We start from the raw sequence: 17,860 nt of genomic DNA on the forward strand, positions 1-17,860 counted from the left end.
TGCGGGAACGCAGCGGCGCGTTTTCCGCCGGTGGGTTCCCGCCAGACCTGTCACATGTTGGGATAGTTCGGCCCGTCGCCGCCCTGCGGGGTCGTCCAGTTGATGTTCTGGCTCGGGTCCTTGATGTCGCAGGTCTTGCAGTGGACGCAGTTCTGGAAGTTGATCTGGAAGCGCGGATTCCCCGCCTCGTCCGTCAGAACCTCGTAGACACCCGCCGGGCAGTAGCGCTGCGCCGGTTCGTCATACTTCGGAAGGTTGATACCAACGGGGACCGACGGATCCTTCAGCCTGAGGTGGCAGGGCTGGCTTTCCTCGTGGTTCGTCGCGGCAAAGGCGACGTTGGTCAGGCGGTCGAAGGACAGCACGCCATCGGGCTTCGGGTAGTCGATCTTGGGGAACTTCGACGCCTCGCCGGTCGCCGCCGCGTCCGACTTGCCGTGCTTGAGCGTGCCGAACAGCGACAGGCCGAACAGATGGTTGGTCCACATGTCGAACCCGCCGAAGGCAAGCGAGGCGACCATCCCCCAGCGCGACCACATTGGCTTGACGTTGCGCACGCGCTTGAGGTCCTTCGCCACCGGCCCGCTGCGCAGTTCGTCCTCATACGCGGTCAGTTCGTCGCTCTGGCGCCCGGCCATGATCGCCGCATGGGCGGCCTCGGCGGCATGGATGCCCGACCACATTGCGTTGTGGTTGCCCTTGATGCGCGGGACGTTGACGAGCCCCGCCGAGCAGCCCAGAAGCGCCACGCCCGGCGCCACCACCTTGGGGATCGACTGCCAGCCGCCCTCGCTGATCGCGCGCGCGCCGTAGGCCACGCGCTTGCCACCCTTCAGAAGGTCCGCCACCATCGGGTGATGCTTGAACCGCTGGAACTCCATGTAAGGGTAGAGATGCGGGTTCTGGTAGTTCAGGTGCACCACGAAGCCGACATAGACCTGATTGTTTTCAAGGTGGTAGATGAACGACCCGCCGCCCGCGTTCGAGCCGAGCGGCCAGCCCATCGTGTGCGTCACCGTCCCCTCGCGGTGCTTGGCGGGATCGATTTCCCAGATCTCCTTCATGCCGATGCCGAACTTCTGCGGGCAATGACCCCTGGAAAGTTCGTACTTCGCCATGACTTCCTTGGAGAGGGATCCGCGGACCCCTTCGGAGAGGAAGACATACTTGCCGTGAAGCTCCATGCCCGGCTCATACTGCGGGCCGGGCGTTCCGTCCGACAGAAGGCCCATCTCGCCAGCGACGACGCCCTTGACCTCGCCCTTGTCGCCATAGACGATCTGCGAACAGGACATGCCCGGGAAGATCTCCACGCCCAGCGCCTCGGCCTGCTCCGCCATCCAGCGGCAGACGTTGCCCATCGAGACGATGTACTTGCCGTGGTTGTTCATGAAGGGCGGCATCGGCCAGTTGGGGATGCGCATCTGCCCCGCTTCGCCCAGGACGTAGAAGCTGTCCTTCGTGACCGCGGTCCTGATCGGCGCGCCCTTGGCCTGCCAGTCGGGGATCAGGGCATCAAGGCCGGCGGTATCCAGCACCGCGCCCGACAGGATGTGGGCGCCGACCTCGGAACCCTTTTCCAGGACGACCACGTTGAGGTCCGCGTCAAGCTGCTTCAACCGGATCGCCGCCGACAGACCTGCAGGCCCTGCGCCCACGATCACAACGTCATATTCCATCGCTTCGCGCGTCACTTCGGTCATCAGCTTATCCCCTTGGTTGGCGGGCAGGCCCAAAAGTCCCGGAGTTCCTAGCTTACCGGATGGGTCTAGGCAATCTCGCCGCGACATGATCGTGCCCAAACGCGGCCCACCCGCAACTTTCTTTCGCTGTCGGGGATGCACGATATGTCGCCGCCTAGCAGTGCTTGACTTTACTGCCACATCCCGGATTTACAGTTCGGGTTGCAGATTTGTGGAATGGACCGCGGCAGAGGCACATGGAAAAGATACCGATGACCCGCGCGGGCCATGCCGCGCTTGACGAAGAACTCAAGACGCTCAAGTCGGTGGAGCGCCCCGCCGTGATCAAGGCGATCGCCGAGGCGCGCGAACACGGCGACCTGTCGGAAAACGCCGAGTATCACGCCGCCCGGGAACGCCAGAGCTTCGTCGAGGGCCGCATCAAGGAACTTGAGGCGATGCTTTCGCTGGCCGAGGTGATCGACCCGACCCGCCTTTCGGGCGCGGTGAAGTTCGGCGCGACGGTCACCCTGGTCGATGAGGACACCGACGAGGAACGCACCTACCAGATCGTGGGCGAATCCGAAGCCGACATCGAGCGCGGCCTTCTGAACGTCCGCTCGCCCCTGGCGCGCGCCCTGATCGGCAAGGACGAGGGCGACAGCGTCGACGTGCGCACGCCCGGCGGTCAGAAAAGCTACGAAGTCGTCGCGATTCGCTACATCTGAAGCAAAGGCAGGGCAGGGCCATGCCGAACCAGAAAACGGACCCCGACCGCATAAAGGCTGCGGACCCCTCTGCACACTATCCCGCGGAAGACGACCGTCGCCTGGCCGCCGGAGACGTGATCGCGTTCGGGCTCAGCCTGCTCTGGCTTGCGGTCTTCGGCGGGCTATTCTGGTATTCAGGTACCTCTGAGGGTGGTGCAGCACAGGTCGCCGTGATCCTGATCGCGATTGGGCTTCCGGTCGCGCTGATCTGGTTCGCCGCACTCACCTTGCGGGCGACCCGCGCGATACGCGACGAGGCGCGTCAGCTGCGCCACATGATGGATGCGATGCGACAGACCTATGCGGCGCAGGCAGAGGCGGGATCGGCGCAGAAGGTCGTCGAGAAGCGGCTGGACGAAATTGCCGCCGCCGCGCGCAAGACCGAGCAGACCATGGCGATGTTCGTGTCGGTGCGCGACGGCGCCGCCACGCAGCCCCCTCCGGATCGTGCCAGTGTGCTCATCGTCCCGTCGAAAGGAAATGACGGCTCGGAACAGCCCGACCTTGCCCTCGGCACGCCCCCCGAGGCGGCAGCAACCACCTTGTCGGTTGCCGACAGGATCAGGGCGCTCAACTTTCCTGACGGGCCGGATGATCGCGACGGGTTCCGCGCGCTTCGCCAGGCACTTCAGGACCGCCACATGGCCAAGATCATCCGGGCGGCACAGGACGTCCTGACGCTTCTCAGCCAGGATGGCATCTACATGGACGACCTGACGCCCGAGCGGGCCCGGCCAGAACTGTGGCGCCGCTTCGCGCAGGGGGAACGTGGCCGCCCGCTTGCGGCCCTGGGCGGCATCCGCGACCGGTCGAGCCTGGCACTCAGCGCCGCGCGGATGCGGCAGGACACGATCTTTCGCGATGCCGCACACCACTTCCTGCGCCAGTTCGACAGGACGCTGGCCGAGATCGAGCAGACGGCAACCGACGCGGAAATCGCCGCGCTATCGGAAACGCGCACGGCGCGGGCCTTCATGCTGCTGGGGCGTGTTTCAGGCGTGTTCGACTGAAACCTGCGCCACTGAACCCTGCGCCGTAGCGCCAGTTGTGGCGGGGATCAGTTCTCCGCTTCCGGAATCGCCGCTTCCTTCTGGATCAGCAGCACGCCGTGGTTGTTGTCCGGGTCGCCGTCCAGATGCACCTTCTGCGTGACGCCGGGCAGCTCGCCGAATTGCTTCATGATCTTGCTCGGGAAGAAGCTGTGCGAGATCGACTCGAAGCCCGGCAGGTCGCGCAGGATGCTGCTGACGGAATTTCCGCAGAAGGCCTTGTTCACGGCGCCATATTCCTCGGCGCGGCGGATGGCCAGTTCCGCCACCTGGGCGCTGACCGGGACGCGCTGTTCGATCACGTCATAGGTCTCGCGCGCGTGGTAGTCGATGTAGAAAGCCTTCATCCTTGGCGTGATGCCGTAGAACAGATCGTTCCGCTCCGGCACGGTCGAATGATGCCAGGTGCCCGCCGGATCGAACAGCACGCGCTGACTGCCGTCGATCATGATGCCGGAATGCTCACCCTCTCCCCCACGCTTGCGCACCACGGTGAAGAGCGTGATCGACGGCTCCTCTCCCGAGACGAAGCGCGCGCGCGCGACCGCCTCGTCCGGGGCCCAAACGGGTTCAGCCCCGCAAGACGCCAGAACGAGAGGCAGGGCAAGCGCGATCAGGGTGCGGCGCATCCGGAAATCCGCGACCGATCAGGCGTTGGCGAGCGCGAGGAAGATGAGAATGCCGATGACAACCGCCATCGCCCAGCCGGCAAAGCGGACGAAGCCGGCAAAGGTCTTTTCGTGTTCCCTGATGTTCATGGTGCCATGCTTGTGTTCGGCCATCTCGTGTCCCTCCTGGCGGTTTCGGCCCGAATAGCCGATTCAGCCTGCGCTGTCACGGCCTCCACGGCCGATTTCGCGCAGCTGTTACTTTCGATCCAGATCGGCCGCCAGACGAAAGCCGATGCGGCGCGGCTCATCAACTTCGGACGCTTTCGGTAGCGCCCGCAACATGACGTTCAGCTGGCTGACATGCTGGATGAGCTGGGTCCGCGCCTCCTCTTCGTCCCGACCGTAGAATGTTACGATGTCGGGGGCGAAATAGCCGATCCCCTCGATCCGGAGCACCCCCACGTCGCCGCCGGTGAAGCCCATCGCCACCTCGTGCTCGTCGTCCAGCTGTTCCTCGAAGTTGTTGATGTAGAGGATCAGCCGTTCATAGGCCCATTGCGCCGGGCTCTTCTCCTCGATCGACTCGGCGGCGATGGCCTCTGGCAAGGGCATCAGTTCCACCGTCTTGGGCGCGTCGGGCGCGGTGTGGACGACCCGCGCACATGGCAGCGCCGAGGCTTCGTGCACCTCTGCCGAAGTCTGGATTTCGTCGGTCAGTTGGCTTTTTGCCATCGCCAGACCCCCCTGTTGGTCAGCCGTCGCGTAACGCGCCCGGCCTTCAGAAGATGATTGAGATGGGCCACGGCTTCAACCAGGGCAAGGCCATATTCGGCCTCGCCGATCTCGCGTCGGAACAGGGCGGGGAAGCACTGCGCCGCCATTCGCGGCTTCTCAAGGAAGGTTTCCAGCCTCGACAGGGCGCCGAGGTGATTTTCGATCATCTGGGTCAGCCGCAGCGGAAGCCCGGTAAAGGGCAGCCTGTGGCCCGGCAGAACCAGTTGGTGGGGGTTGGCGAAGGCGCGGAAACGCTCCGCGCTGGCGATCCATTCGGCCACAGGATCGGCGCCGGGCTCGCTTGCGTAGACGCCGAGATTTGCCGAGATGGACGGCAGAAGCTGATCGCCGCCCAGCACCAGATTGTCCCCATCGGCCCAGAAAGTGGCATGTTCGGGGGCGTGGCCATCCCCCGTCCGCACGGCCCAGTCGCGCCCGCCGATGGTGATCCGGTCGCCGTCGCGCAGCCGGGTAAAGCCCAAGGGCAGCGGCGCCACGACGTCGCAGAAGTTGAAGGGCCGTTCGGCGGCCCGCCGCGCCAGACGCGCCGCGTCCATCCCCGCCGCCGTCCAGAACGCCAGCGTTTCGGCAACCGGAACCGGCTGCTCGTCCAGCGTCAGCATCCGCGCGAAAAGCCAGGACGTGCGCGTCGTCAAAAGCTCCGCGCCGCGCGTCAGGAACCAGCCGGCAAGCCCGATATGGTCGGGGTGGTAGTGCGTGACCACCACCCGGCGCACTGGCTGGCCGGCAAGCGGGCCCCCCAGCAGGTGTTCCCATATCCCACGGGCGCGGCGGGTATCGAGCCCGGTATCGACGATGGTCCAGCCGTCGCCGTCGTCCAGCGCGTAGACGTTGACATGGTCCAGCGCCATCGGCAGCGGCAGCCTGAACCACAGGACGCCCGGCGCAACTTCGCGCGCCTCTCCCTCCGCGGGCGGTGCCTCGAACGGGTAGCGGATCGGGTCGAGCGGCGCGCCAGCCATGTTCATCCGCTCAGAAATCCTCGTCCGCAAGGGCGTCAAGGGTTGCCGCCCCTTCCCGGGCTTCGGTCAGGCAGGCGGCGTGCCGGGGAAGGATGCGGCGGATGAACACCTCGGCCAGGGTGCACCGCGTCGCCTGCGCGGCCGCCGCCCTGAGATGGAAGTGCGCACCCAGGCAAAGCGCGAAGGCGTGCAGGTAGGGGACCGCGCCGGCAAACCGGTCGCGCGTGCCCTGGGCCAGAAGCCACTCGGTCGTCTCCCGCAGGGATTCGGCGGCCGACCACACCGCCTCGGCCAGATCGGGGCAGTTGGTGCGCACCGTCTCGGCGCCGGACTGGATCTCGTCCAGCAGGCGCATCGCGGCCTCGCCCCCGTCTGCCAGCTTCCGGCCGACCAGGTCCATCGCCTGAATGCCGTTGGTGCCTTCGTAGATCGCGGTCACGCGGACATCGCGATAGAACTGGGCGGCCCCGGTTTCCTCGATGAAGCCCATGCCGCCGTGCACCTGAACGCCGGCTTCGGCCACGCGCAGGCCAGTGTCGGTGCCATAGGCCTTGGCGATCGGGGTCAGGAAAGCGGCGCGATCGCCCCAGTCCTTGGCGCCCGTCGCGCGCGCCATGTCGAGCGCCACCGCGCAGGCGAGCGCAATCGAACGCGCGGCAAAGACCTCCGCCCGCATGGTTGCCAGCATCCGCCGGACATCCGCATGGCCGATGATCGCACCGGCCTGAACACGGTCGCGCGCATATTCGGCGGCCTTCTGGCAGGCGGCCTCGGCCACGCCCACGCCCTGCATGCCGACACCCAGGCGGGCGTTATTCATCATCGTGAACATGGCCGCCATGCCCTTGTTGGGCTCTCCCACCATCCAGCCTGTCGCCTCCTCGAAGGCCATGACGCAGGTCGGCGAGCCGTGCAGGCCCAGCTTGTGTTCGATGCTGACGACCCTGAGCGTATTGGCGGCACCCGGCTTCCCGTCCGGACCGGGCAGGAACTTGGGCACCATGAACAGGCTGATGCCGCGCGTGCCCGACGGCGCTTCGGGCAGCCGCGCAAGGACAAGGTGGCAGACGTTGCCGACAAAGTCGCAATCGCCCCACGAGATGAAGATCTTCTGCCCCGTGATCGCGAATGTACCGTCGTCGCGTGGCACCGCTTTGGTCCGCAGCGCGCCGACATCGGACCCCGCCTGCGGCTCGGTCAGATTCATCGTCCCCGACCATTCGCCGGTGATGAGCCTTGGCAGGTAAAGTTCGCGGATTTCATCGCTTGCGTGATGCTCCAGCGCCTCGATCTGGCCCTGGGTCAGGAGCGGGTTGAGTTGCAGCGACAGGCAGGCGCCGGACATCATGTCCTGCACGGCCATGTTGAGCGTCTGCGGCAGTCCCATGCCGCCGTGCGACACCGGCGCGGCGGTGCCGATCCAGCCGCCCTCGGCGATCTTGGCATAAGCCTCGCCATAGCCGCGCGTGCTTCGCAACGCGCCGTTTTCCAGACGCGGGGGGGCGATATCTCCGGCGCGCTGAAGCGGCGCCATCACCTGGTCGCACAAGCGGCCCGCCTCCTCGAGCATCGCGTCGATCAGGTCCGGCGTCGCCTCGGCAAAGTGTTCGGTCGCGGCGACCGGTGCGATCGGCACAACCTTGTCCAGGATGAAGCGGATGTCGTCGACCGGCGCGCGATAGGGCATCTGAGTCTCCCGGCGCGCTTGGCAAGTCACGCCCGCGCGCGTATGTGTCCTGAGCTTGGCGCATGGTGGCGGCACCTCGGAGGGCGGGCAACCCGAACGCTGCGTCACGGCTGAAACGGAGTTGCGGGTGATGCAGGTTCTTTCCCCGGATGCGAAGGGCTTGGCCGCCGCCGCAGACCTTCTGCGGCGCGGAGAGCTGGTCGCGTTTCCGACCGAAACGGTCTACGGCCTGGGCGCGGATGCGCGGTCAGACAAGGCGGTGGCCCGGATCTTCGACGCCAAGGGCCGCCCCCGCTTCAATCCGCTGATCGTCCATGTCCCCGGCGTCGAGGCCGCGCGGCAGATCGCTGTGCTGGACGACCGCGCCGAACGCCTGGCATCCGCGTTCTGGCCGGGACCGCTAACCCTGGTGCTGCCGCTTCGCCCCGGTTCGGGCCTGTCGCCGCTGGTGACGGCGGGCCTTCCGAGCGTCGCGCTGCGCGTGCCTGCGCATCCGGTCGCAAGCGCGCTTCTTGCGGCGTTCGGCGGGCCCGTCGCCGCGCCTTCGGCCAATCCTTCAGGCAAGGTCAGCCCGACACGGGCAGGGCATGTCCTGGCGGGGCTTGCCGGGAAGATCGCTGCGGTGGTCGACGGCGGGCCCTGCACCGTCGGCGTCGAATCGACGATCCTCGGGCTTGCCGGCGATGCCGAACTTCTGCGCCCCGGCGGCATACCGGCCGAGGTGATCGAGGCTTGCCTGGGCCAGCCGCTTCATATCGGAGGCAATGCGGTCCAGCCAACCGCGCCCGGCCAGCTTCTGTCGCATTACGCGCCGTCGTCCAGCGTCCGGCTCAACGTCTCCGCCCCCGATCCTGGTGAGTTCTGGCTGGGATTCGGCCCCGCGGCGGGGAAGGCGGACCTGAACCTGTCCCTGTCCGGCGATCTGGTCGAGGCGGCCGCGAACCTCTTCCATTTCCTGCAAGAGGCAGACAGGGTCGCCGACGGAAGCCCCATCGCGGTGTCGCCAGTGCCCGAACACGGGCTTGGGCGGGCGATCAATGACCGCCTGCGCCGGGCGGCGGCGCCCCGGCCATGAAGGGCGAGACAGATCTTTCGCGGATGCTGAAGGGCATGACCCCGGTTCTGCATGACGCGGAATTCGGCTATGGGCTGCTTCCGGCCGCGGCCGGTGTTCCCCCCGGGCTGACCCCTTTCGCGACAGTCCGCGAAGCCGAGGGGATCACCGTGATCGCGCCCCTCGCCGAGCTGATGCGCCACGGTATTCCGCACCGGGCGGGGTTTGCCTGCATCACGCTGACGCTGCATTCCGACCTGGACGCCGTGGGGCTGACGGCGGCGTTCGCGCGGGCGCTTGCGGATGCGGGCCTGGGGGCCAACGTCATCGCCGGCCTCTACCACGACCACATCCTCACGAACTGGGATCGCAGGGATGCTGCGATGGCCTGCCTGACGGCCCTCTCTGACCGGGCGTAAGCCTTCAGGCCCGCCCGGCGGAGGCAGAGAGCAGCAAAGGGTCTATTCCCAGAGACCTCAGCGCCGCTTCCCATTTGGCTGCGTTGTCGTTGGAAAACAGCAGTTCCGGCGTCGCCTCGCAGGTCAGCCAGCCGTTCTGGCGAATCTCGTCCTCCAGTTGGCCCGGCCCCCAGCCAGAGTAGCCGAACGCAAGGATCGACTGCCGCGGGCCTTCGCCCCGCGCAAACGCCTCCAGAATGTCGAGCGTCGCGGTCATGCCGAAACGCTCGTCCACCGCCAATGTGGCGGCCGCGTTCTGATAGTCGCCCGAATGAAGGACGAACCCTCGGCTATGCTCGACAGGGCCGCCGAAATGCACGCGGATGTCGCGCGAACGGGGCGTTACCGGGATGTGCAATTGTTCGAGCAGGTCGGTAAAGCGCAGGTCACGCGCGGGCTTGTTGACGATGAGGCCCATGGCCCCCTCGCCCGAATGGGCACACATGAAAACGACGCTGCGATCGAAGCGCGGATCACCCATGCCCGGCATCGCAATGAGCATCTTGCCGCTGAGATTCATATCGGCCTCCTTCGCTAAAGATTGCGCTCGCGCGGCCACATGACAAGAGGTGCGCGGCCCCTTCACGGCGATTGGCGGAAAGTTGACTTCTCCTTTCGTGGTCCCTCACCTACATTGGAGTCATGTGCATGACTGGAAGAACCCTGACGGCCTCGGCCGTGTTCGCGATGTGCGTTAGTGCCGCCTCCGCCCAGGAGGTGCCCGACAACCTTTACAGCGTCGAACTGCTGCCCGGTTGGCAAACGCCGGAGGGGACGCGGATGGCTGCCCTTCGCCTGACGCTGGCGAAAGGGTGGAAGACCTACTGGCGCGCCCCGGGCGAGGCCGGCATCCCGCCGGCCTTCGACTGGTCCGGTTCCGAAAATGTCGCCTCGGTCACCTATCACTGGCCGTCGCCCGAAGTGTTCGAGGTCAGCGGGTTCACGACCTTCGGCTTCCACGACGAACTGGTCCTGCCGATCGAGGTCGCGCCAGCCGATCCCACCCGCCCGATCCATGCCGACGTCGATGTCGAACTCGGCATCTGCGAGAGCATCTGCGTGCCGGTGGCGTTTTCGGTGTCGGGCGACCTGTCCGGCAACGCGCGCGACGCGCGCATCAGCCGCGCGCTTGCCGAGGCGCCGAGGGATGCCCGTCAGGCCGGTCTGAAGGGCATAAGCTGCGCGGTCGAACCGATCCGCGACGGGCTGAGGCTGACCACCACCCTCTCCCTGCCGCCGCTTGGCGGGGATGAGATCGCGGTGATCGAGGCAGGCCCGGGCGACATCTGGGTTTCCTCCACCGAAACCCGCCGCGATGGCGAAAGACTTGTCTCCGTCGCCGACCTCGTGCCACCTGCGGCCCAGCCCTTCGCGCTCGACCGGTCGTCGGTCGTGGTGACAGTGCTGGCCCATGGCCAGGCCATCCAGCAGGTCGGGTGCACCGGCTAGGGCCGCCTGCGCCGACGCTGCCCTGCGAACAGAAACAGCGCAAGCACCGACGTGATCACCATGACGCCTGCCCAAGACAGCAGCGCCGGGCTTGCCAGCCCGTTACCCCGCATCAGCGGTACGACCAGAAGGACGGCGGCGAGTGCCAATCCAGCCGCTGCGACAAGGATCGACCGGCGCAAACGCCCCGCCCGCCGATCGAAAACCCGACGCAAAGCATTGATATGGCTTGATATATCCGCCTGAATCGCCATCAGAACCGGCACGACAATCAGCACCAGTACCATTCCGAAGCCAAGGCCGTAAACCAGCGTGATCACGGTTGGCTTGAGAAACTGCGCCTGCTTCGACGTCTCGTACAGAAGCGGCGCAAGCCCGGCGACGGTCGTCGCCGTGGTCAGGAACACCGCACGGAGCCGGCCGGCGACGGCATCGACGATGGCCGGCAGCAGCGCGCGCCGCTCCGCCGCCTCGTCGACCGCGACGACAAGCACGATGGCGTCGTTCACGATGATCCCGGCCATGCCGATCATGCCCACGACCGAGAACATGGAAAGGGGTACATCCCACATCCAGTGTCCGTGCAGCGCGCCGACTAGGCCAAGGGGGATCACCGCCATGACGACGACCGGGCGCCACCAGCTTGCGAAGATCCAGGCAAGGACCGCGTAGATGCCCGCCAGAGCGGCGACGAGTCCCAGGAGCGCTTCGGACAGGAACCGGTCCTCGTCCTCGCTCAGGCCCGAGAGCTTGTAGTCGAGGTCGAACTCCTGGGCCAGCTCCGGCAGGATGCGCGCCTGCACCTCGTCGAGGATGGCGGCGGCGCGCGCGGGATCGTCATCCGCAAGGTCCCCCGTCACCTGGACCACCGCCTGCCCGTCTTCCCGGCGAATCGACGAAAAACCGCCGCGCAACGAAGCCGTGAAGATATCGGACAGCGGCACATGGCCGCCCCCGGGCGCGCGCAGCAGAGTATGGTCTAGGAAATCCGCCCGGATGTCCTCGTCCGGCATTTCCACCCGGATGGCCGCGGACCGCGCGCCGACAGGGAAGGTCGCCGCCTCGATGCCGGACAGGCGCGAGCGCAGCTCCCTCCCGACATCCTCGGTCCGGAAGCCCAGCGCCTGACCCTGCGGCGTCAGGTCGAGCACAAGCTCGTCCTTGTCGTAGGGCAGGCTGTCTTCCAGCGCGGAAACCTCGGGGTATCGCGAAAGCCGGGTCTTGAGCGCCTCTGCGGCCGACTTGAGGTCTTCGGCCGACGCTCCGGTCAGCTCGACCGTCAGCGCATCGCCTGCCGGCCCGAAACGCGCGCCGCGGAACGACAGCTCCTCAAGCAGGGGATGCGCCGGGGCGGCTTCCTGCAGATCGGCGAGGAACTGGAAGCTCGACCACGGGCGAAGGTCGGCGTCGATCAGCTCGATCGAGATACCGCCCATTAGGTCGGGGTCGCGGGTGTCGCCGGAACCGAAGAACCGGCCGGCGTTTCCGCCGATCTCCGCCAGGACATGCCTCAGCGGGTAGGTGCCGTAGCGTTCCTCGTAGTCGCGGGCAACCCGCTCCGTCGCCTCCTGCAGCGCATAGGCATAGGCCAGCGTGTCGTCGCGCCGTGCACCGGCCAGCATCGAGAAATTGCCAGACACCGCCCCTTGTTCGGGCGAGTTGAAGAAACGCCACGTGATATCGCCCTTCAGGAACAGCCCCGCCTCGAACGCGAGGAGCGCAAGGGCGCCCGCAACCACGGCGTAGCGCACCGAAAGGGCCGCCTTCGTGACCGGCCGCATGATCCGGTCGCGCACCCATGCGAAGCCGCGGTTCACCTGCCGGCTGGGCCAGTCGTACCAGTGCGCCTCTCCCGCGTGCGACAGCGCCTTGGCCATGTGGTTCGGCAGGATCAGGAACGCCTCGAGCAGGGACGCCGCCAGAACCGCCGTCACCGTCAGGGGGATGTCGGCGATCAGCGTGCCAAAGTTGCCGCCGATCGCCATCAGCCCCAGAAAGGCGATGACAGTCGTGACGGTCGAGGAAAAGACAGGCGCCGCCATGCGGATTACCGCGGTTTCCGCCGCGACAAGAGGTGGCTCGCCCAGGCGCCGGGCGCGGTGGTCGGCGTGTTCGCCCACAACGATGGCGTCATCGACGACAATCCCGAGGGTCAGGATCAGCGCGAAAAGCGACATCATGTTCAGCGTCAGACCAGCCGCATGCATGAACGCCACCGCGGCGAGCATGGAGGCGGGAATGCCGGCCGCCACCCAGAAGGCGGTGCGCGCGTTCAGGAACAGGAACAGGAACCCCAAGACCAGGACCAGACCCATCGCCCCGTTCTGAACCAGGATCGAAAGCCGGGCGGCGATGTCGGCCGACCGCGTTCGCACCAAATCTACCGAAACGCCTTGCGGCAGGGTTGGGCGCAATTCCGCCGCGATCTCCTCGACCGAGGTCTGGATGCCGATCGCGTCGCCCGACGCTGACCGGTCCACCCGGATCACCACGGCGGGGTTCGTCCCCACGAAATAGGCGCGCGACCGGTCGCCTGGCTGCTCAACCAGGCGCGCCACATCGCCCAGGCGCAGCGTCGTGCCGCCCGGCGCAGTCCGCAGGACGATCGCCGCCAGCGCCTCAGGCCCGCGCCGCTCGGTCCCGGTGCGAAGCCGGGTATTCGCCCCCTCGACCTCGCCCGCCGGGTTGGTTCCGGTCTCTGCCGCAATGACGTCGGCGATTTCCGTCAGCGTCAGGTCATGGCGCATGAGCGAGGAGAGCGGCACTTCGACCGTGATCTCGGGATCGGCAAGGCCCTGCACCGTGGCCCGTGTAATGCCCTCGGCGAACAGCCGGGTCACGAATTCGTCGGCGAACCGGCCAAGCTGTTCGGCCGACACGGGCCCGGTGATGACGACATCCGTCACCCTGTCACGCCAGGATGACCGCCGGATCTCGGGCAATTCCGCGTCTTCGGGCAGGTTCGACACGGCAGCCACGGCCGTTTCGACGTCGGCGACGCCGCGCGAAAGATCCCAGCCCGGCTCGAACTCCAGTTCGATGCTGGCGCTGCCTTCGCTGGCGACGGAACTGGCGCGGGCCACGCCCTCGACTGTGCGCAGCGCGGGTTCCAGCACCTCGACGATGCCGCGGTCCACATCGGCCGCCCCCGCGCCCGGCCAGGACACGGTGACGTCTACCTCAGGCACGACGACGTCGGGAAAATACTGCGTGCGCATCTTCGGGATCGCGGCAAGCCCGGCCAGCATGACCATGATCAGGACGAGATTGGCCGCGGTGGCGTGACGGGTGAAATAGGACAGGACCCCGCCAGCCAGACCTTCGCCGCGGCGTATCATCTCAGCCCCCGTTCCGGGCTTCGATGCGGCGAACCGTTGCCGCCGGGACCAGCGCCTGGCCCAGTTCCGCCAGAACGCGTGCCTTGGCGCCGACGGGCATCCGCTTGCATCCCTCCACAATCGCGACCAGCGCCGCGCGCCGTTCCGGTGTCAGCGGGATCAGCGCGGCTTCCTCGGGCGCGCCCTCGCGCACGGGACGGATGCGGATGCCCGGACCCAGAAGGGGCGACCGGCCCGCCACGATCTCGCGCCCGGCCAGATCGTCCACGGCGACGATCACGCTGTCGCCTTGCCGCCGCAGCACCGCGACCGGACGCGCCTCAAGCCGTTCTTCCTCGCCGACAACAAGCACGGTCCCGTCCGGACCAAGCGCCGCCGCCGGGATGACGGCCGCCCCGGCAAGGTCCGGCTCGGTGACGGAGACAGTGACGAAGTCGCCGGGCTTCAGCCCCTCGGCGCGGTCGAGCGAGGCAAAGACAAGTCGTCCGCTTTCCCCAGCAGCAACGGCTGCACCCGCCCGGTCCAGCCGTCCGGACGACGCGATCGCCACCCCGGACTCGACCTGCACCGGCAGGGGCAGAAGCCGCGCGTCGGCATCCAGAAGGCGGGTGAATTCGGCGGTCGAAATCCGGAACGCCACCTCAAGTGCCGCCGGATCGATCAGGTCGCCCAGTTTTTCGTTCCGGCTGACAAGCCCCCCCTCGACCACGCTGATCGCGGCGAGAACGCCGGAGAACTCCGCCCGCAGGACGGTATCGGCCACGCGGCGCTCGGCCTCGGCCAAGGTTATTTCGGCCCTTGAGACGGCCGACATGGCGCGGTCAAGCCGCGCTTCCGCCTCGGCCAGCGCCTGACGGCGCGCAAGCACGCCCTGTGCGGCAGACGAAACCGCCAGCGCCGCGGCTTCCCGGTCGGCCGCCGTTCCCAAGCCCTTGGTCGCCAGATCCTCCAGCCGCGCCAGGGCCTGTCCGCGCAGGTCGGCCTGCACCTCGGCCGCGGCCAGATCGTCGCGCGCAAGGACCAGCGCGCGTTCGGCCTCGGCCTTTTCCAGCCGCGCGCTGTCCAGATCGGAACTGGAAAGATCGCGCGCGGCCTCGGCATCGCGGGGATCGAGACGCACCAGGATATCCCCGGCTGCAACCGCGCCGCCTTCCACCAGGTTCGGATGTATCTCGATCACCGTTCCCTCGGCCGCGGAACGCAACTCCAGCGTCTTGCGGCTTCGCACGGTTCCGTAGGCGGTCAGGGTCGGCGCGACGGTGGCAGGCTCCAGCCGAAGCACGTTCGCTGCGAAGATCCTTTCCCGCGCGCCCTCGGCCGGAGCGGGCCCGGCCTGCCGCGTTTCCAGCGCATCGCGCAGCCACAAGCCAGCCACCAGCAGGAACGCGGCAGCAGCCGTCAGGTGCACCAGGCCGAGCAGGCTTCGAAAGGCGAAACGCATTACCTCAAACCCATCCGCGAGAAGGCAAATCCTATCCTGCCGGCCGGAATGCTCCAAGCTCAAAGCATTGCACGCACGCGGGCGTTACTTCCGTCGCAGATGCTCATCCAGCCGTGGCATGATCTCGACAAAGTTGCAGGGACGGTGGCGGTAGTCGAACTGCCATTTCAGGATTTCGTCCCAAGCGTCCTTGCAGGCGCCGGGACTGCCGGGCAGCGCGAACAGGTAGGTCCCCCCGGCAACCCCGCCGGTGGCACGGCTTTGCACCGCGCTTGTGCCGATCTTCTGCATCGACACGACGGTGAAGACCGTAGCGAAGGCCTCGATCTCCTTCTCGTAGACGTCCCGGTGCGCCTCGACCGTGACGTCGCGCCCGGTCAACCCGGTGCCGCCGGTGGAGATCACCACATCCACCCCCGGATCGGCGCACCAGGCCCGAAGCTTTGCCGCAATCTCCGCCCGTTCGTCGCGCACGATGTCGCGGGCGGCCAGCACATGCCCCGCCTCGGCGATCCGCGCGACCAGCGTATCGCCAGACCGGTCCTCGGCCAGGCCGCGCGTGTCCGATACCGTCAGGACGGCGATGCGGACGGGGATGAAGTCCTTGGTTTCGTCGATGCGGCTCATGTATTTCCGACCAGTTTCGATTTCAGCGACAGAAGATCGGCCCAGGCTTCGCGCTTGGCCGAGGGCGTGCGCAGAAGGTAGGCGGGGTGGTTCATCGGCAGGGCCGGACGGCCGAACGCCTGCGTCCAGTTCCCGCGAAGCCGGGTGATGCCGCGCCGGCCCAGCGCCGCCGCGCAGGCGGTGTTGCCCATCAGGACGATCAGGTCCGGATCGGCCAGTTCGACATGGCGTTGCACGAAGGGCAGCATCATCGCGATCTCGCCCTGCTCCGGGTCGCGGTTCTGTGGCGGTCGCCAGGGCAGGACGTTGGTGATGTAGAGCGCCTCGGCCGGGTGGTGCGCCATCCGCGACAGCCCGATGGCTGCGAACATCCGGTCAAGCAACTGCCCGGCCCGGCCCACGAAGGGGCGCCCCTCCATGTCCTCCTCGCGGCCCGGCGCCTCGCCCAGGATCATGACCCGCGCCTCGGGGTTGCCGTCTGCAAAGACGAAGTTGCGCGCGCCCTTCCTCAGATCGCAATGGTCATAGGACGCCTCGATCGCGGCCAGTTCCTCAAGCGTTCGGGCGCGCGCCGCCATCGCGGCAGCCACCGCGACGGGATCGGCCGCGCCGGGTGCCGCCGGCGCGGCCACCGCGGCAGGGGCCGCGACTTCGGCCGGCTTCGGCGCCGCATCCTCGTAGCGATTGACCGGATCATCCCCGATGGCCTCGTCCGCGCCCAGTTCCGCCTGCCACTCGTAAAGCGCGCGGGCCGTCGCAAAATCCATCTGGGAGAGGGCTGAGTCCATGGCCGCCAAGCTAGGCATCCGCCCGGCCGACCACAAGCATCGTATTGGCCATCGTATTGGCCGTTGCCCGATGCGCGGCCATTTGCCATAAGCCCTGAAACGGACCGGAGGCCCTGATGACATTCCGCGCGCGGCATCTTCTGGGGATCGAGCACCTTGCCCCGGAAGAAATTCGCACCGTCCTCGACCTTGCCGAGACCTATGTCGATCTGAACCGGCGCACGGTGAAGCATGCCGATGCGCTGGCAGGCATGACCCAGATCAACATGTTCTTCGAAGCCTCGACCCGAACGCAGGCGTCGTTCGAACTGGCCGGCAAGCGGCTTGGGGCGGACGTGATGAACATGTCGGTTGCCCATTCGTCGGTGAAGAAGGGGGAAACCCTGATCGACACCGCGCTGACGCTGAACGCGATGCACCCTGACCTTCTGGTTGTCCGACACCCCGCCTCGGGCGCGGTCGACCTGCTGGCGCAGAAGGTCAACTGCGCCGTGCTGAACGCCGGCGACGGGCGGCATGAACACCCGACGCAGGCGCTCCTGGACGCGCTGACCATCCGCCGGGCGAAGGGCCGCATCCAGCGCCTGACGGTCGCCATCTGCGGCGACATCGCGCACAGCCGGGTCGCCCGGTCGAACCTGATCCTGCTGGGCAAGATGGAAAACCGCATCCGCCTGATCGGCCCGCCGACGCTGATGCCCTCGGGCGTCGCAGACTTCGGCTGCGAACTTTACGACGACATGCGCGAGGGGCTGAAGGGCTGCGACGTGGTGATGATGCTGAGGCTCCAGAAGGAGCGGATGGACGGCGGCTTCATCCCCTCGGAACGCGAGTACTATCACCGCTATGGCCTCGACGCGGAAAAACTGTCCTTCGCGAAGGAGGATGCCATCGTCATGCATCCGGGACCGATGAACCGCGGGGTGGAGATCGACGGCGAACTGGCCGACGACATCAACCGGAGCGTCATCCAGGATCAGGTGGAGATGGGCGTCGCGGTGCGCATGGCCTGCATGGACCTCTTGGCCCGGAACCTGCGTGCCGAACGCGGGCGGCAGGCGGTGGGGGTGATGGTTTGATGGGCGCTTTTGACCACAGAGGACCGCGACCGGCCGAAGCAGGGGCGGGAAGAACGAGGCTGTCCACGAC

General features: G+C 67.1%; 17 protein-coding genes. 6 read left to right on the forward strand and 11 right to left on the reverse strand.

Features of this window, described 5'->3' with window-relative positions:
• Window positions 1-50: 50 nt before the first annotated feature.
• A complete protein-coding gene (locus N5I32_RS15965; RefSeq protein ID WP_261496913.1) occupies window positions 51-1,703 on the reverse strand; it encodes an electron transfer flavoprotein-ubiquinone oxidoreductase in 1,653 nt (550 codons plus the stop codon).
• 236 nt (window positions 1,704-1,939) lie between these two features.
• On the opposite strand from N5I32_RS15965, the gene greA reads away from it, so the two are divergent.
• Together greA and N5I32_RS15975 are read left to right on the forward strand one after the other, a co-directional pair.
• Window positions 1,940-2,410 carry a transcription elongation factor GreA gene (gene greA, locus N5I32_RS15970; protein ID WP_261496914.1) on the forward strand — a complete coding sequence of 157 codons (471 nt, stop codon included), beginning with the start codon at window positions 1,940-1,942 and terminating at the stop codon, window positions 2,408-2,410.
• A gap of 20 nt (window positions 2,411-2,430) precedes the next feature.
• Window positions 2,431-3,462 carry a hypothetical protein gene (locus N5I32_RS15975; protein WP_261496915.1) on the forward strand — a complete coding sequence of 344 codons (1,032 nt, stop codon included), beginning with the start codon at window positions 2,431-2,433 and terminating at the stop codon, window positions 3,460-3,462.
• A 47-nt stretch (window positions 3,463-3,509) separates the two neighbouring features.
• Here the strand turns inward: N5I32_RS15975 and N5I32_RS15980 are convergent, their stop codons facing one another.
• From N5I32_RS15980 to N5I32_RS16000, 5 genes are all read right to left on the reverse strand, one after another.
• Complete coding sequence (locus N5I32_RS15980) at window positions 3,510-4,130, reverse strand: hypothetical protein (RefSeq protein ID WP_261496916.1); 621 nt, start codon at window positions 4,128-4,130, stop codon at window positions 3,510-3,512.
• An 18-nt stretch (window positions 4,131-4,148) separates the two neighbouring features.
• Complete coding sequence (locus N5I32_RS15985) at window positions 4,149-4,283, reverse strand: aa3-type cytochrome c oxidase subunit IV (protein WP_261496917.1); 135 nt, start codon at window positions 4,281-4,283, stop codon at window positions 4,149-4,151.
• An 84-nt stretch (window positions 4,284-4,367) separates the two neighbouring features.
• A complete protein-coding gene (locus tag N5I32_RS15990; RefSeq protein WP_261497309.1) occupies window positions 4,368-4,829 on the reverse strand; it encodes a DUF6173 family protein in 462 nt (153 codons plus the stop codon).
• Window positions 4,826-5,869, reverse strand: coding sequence for an MBL fold metallo-hydrolase (locus tag N5I32_RS15995; RefSeq protein WP_439648219.1), 1,044 nt, complete (start codon window positions 5,867-5,869; stop codon window positions 4,826-4,828). Before N5I32_RS15995 ends, N5I32_RS15990 begins: the two co-directional genes overlap by 4 nt.
• Window positions 5,870-5,879: 10 nt before the next feature.
• Window positions 5,880-7,556 carry an acyl-CoA dehydrogenase gene (locus N5I32_RS16000; RefSeq protein ID WP_261496919.1) on the reverse strand — a complete coding sequence of 559 codons (1,677 nt, stop codon included), beginning with the start codon at window positions 7,554-7,556 and terminating at the stop codon, window positions 5,880-5,882.
• 130 nt (window positions 7,557-7,686) lie between these two features.
• Here N5I32_RS16000 and N5I32_RS16005 point away from each other — a divergent pair, with 130 nt between their 5' ends.
• Window positions 7,687-8,631 carry an L-threonylcarbamoyladenylate synthase gene (locus N5I32_RS16005; RefSeq protein WP_439648210.1) on the forward strand — a complete coding sequence of 315 codons (945 nt, stop codon included), beginning with the start codon at window positions 7,687-7,689 and terminating at the stop codon, window positions 8,629-8,631.
• Window positions 8,628-9,029: an ACT domain-containing protein gene (locus N5I32_RS16010; RefSeq protein WP_261496920.1), complete on the forward strand. Its 402-nt coding sequence runs from the start codon at window positions 8,628-8,630 to the stop codon at window positions 9,027-9,029. Before N5I32_RS16005 ends, N5I32_RS16010 begins: the two co-directional genes overlap by 4 nt.
• 4 nt (window positions 9,030-9,033) lie before the next feature.
• On the opposite strand, the gene N5I32_RS16015 is transcribed toward N5I32_RS16010, so the two are convergent.
• Complete coding sequence (locus N5I32_RS16015; protein WP_261497312.1) at window positions 9,034-9,627, reverse strand: YqgE/AlgH family protein; 594 nt, start codon at window positions 9,625-9,627, stop codon at window positions 9,034-9,036.
• A gap of 89 nt (window positions 9,628-9,716) precedes the next feature.
• Between N5I32_RS16015 and N5I32_RS16020 the strand changes: the two genes are divergently transcribed.
• A complete protein-coding gene (locus N5I32_RS16020) occupies window positions 9,717-10,517 on the forward strand; it encodes a protein-disulfide reductase DsbD domain-containing protein (RefSeq protein WP_261496921.1) in 801 nt (266 codons plus the stop codon).
• Here the strand turns inward: N5I32_RS16020 and N5I32_RS16025 are convergent.
• The 4 genes from N5I32_RS16025 to N5I32_RS16040 form a co-directional block, all read right to left on the reverse strand.
• The gene (locus N5I32_RS16025; RefSeq protein WP_261496922.1) at window positions 10,514-13,855 is read right to left on the reverse strand and encodes an efflux RND transporter permease subunit; all 3,342 of its coding nucleotides are present in this window, start codon (window positions 13,853-13,855) and stop codon (window positions 10,514-10,516) included. The genes N5I32_RS16020 and N5I32_RS16025 overlap by 4 nt on opposite strands.
• A gap of 1 nt (window position 13,856) precedes the next feature.
• A complete protein-coding gene (locus tag N5I32_RS16030; protein WP_261496923.1) occupies window positions 13,857-15,296 on the reverse strand; it encodes an efflux RND transporter periplasmic adaptor subunit in 1,440 nt (479 codons plus the stop codon).
• An 84-nt stretch (window positions 15,297-15,380) separates the two neighbouring features.
• The gene (gene moaB / locus N5I32_RS16035) at window positions 15,381-15,923 is read right to left on the reverse strand and encodes a molybdenum cofactor biosynthesis protein B (RefSeq protein ID WP_261496924.1); all 543 of its coding nucleotides are present in this window, start codon (window positions 15,921-15,923) and stop codon (window positions 15,381-15,383) included.
• On the reverse strand, window positions 15,920-16,711 hold the full coding sequence (locus tag N5I32_RS16040) for a uracil-DNA glycosylase (protein ID WP_261496925.1): 792 nt from the start codon (window positions 16,709-16,711) through the stop codon (window positions 15,920-15,922). The genes moaB and N5I32_RS16040 overlap by 4 nt, the downstream gene beginning before the upstream one ends.
• Before the next feature lie 116 nt (window positions 16,712-16,827).
• On the opposite strand from N5I32_RS16040, the gene N5I32_RS16045 reads away from it, so the two are divergent.
• Window positions 16,828-17,790, forward strand: a complete 963-nt coding sequence (locus N5I32_RS16045) for an aspartate carbamoyltransferase catalytic subunit (RefSeq protein ID WP_261496926.1) — start codon at window positions 16,828-16,830, stop codon at window positions 17,788-17,790.
• Window positions 17,791-17,860: the final 70 nt, after the last annotated feature.

The sequence above is a fragment of the Albidovulum sediminis genome (assembly GCF_025380365.1).
Lineage (GTDB): Bacteria > Pseudomonadota > Alphaproteobacteria > Rhodobacterales > Rhodobacteraceae > Albidovulum > Albidovulum sediminis.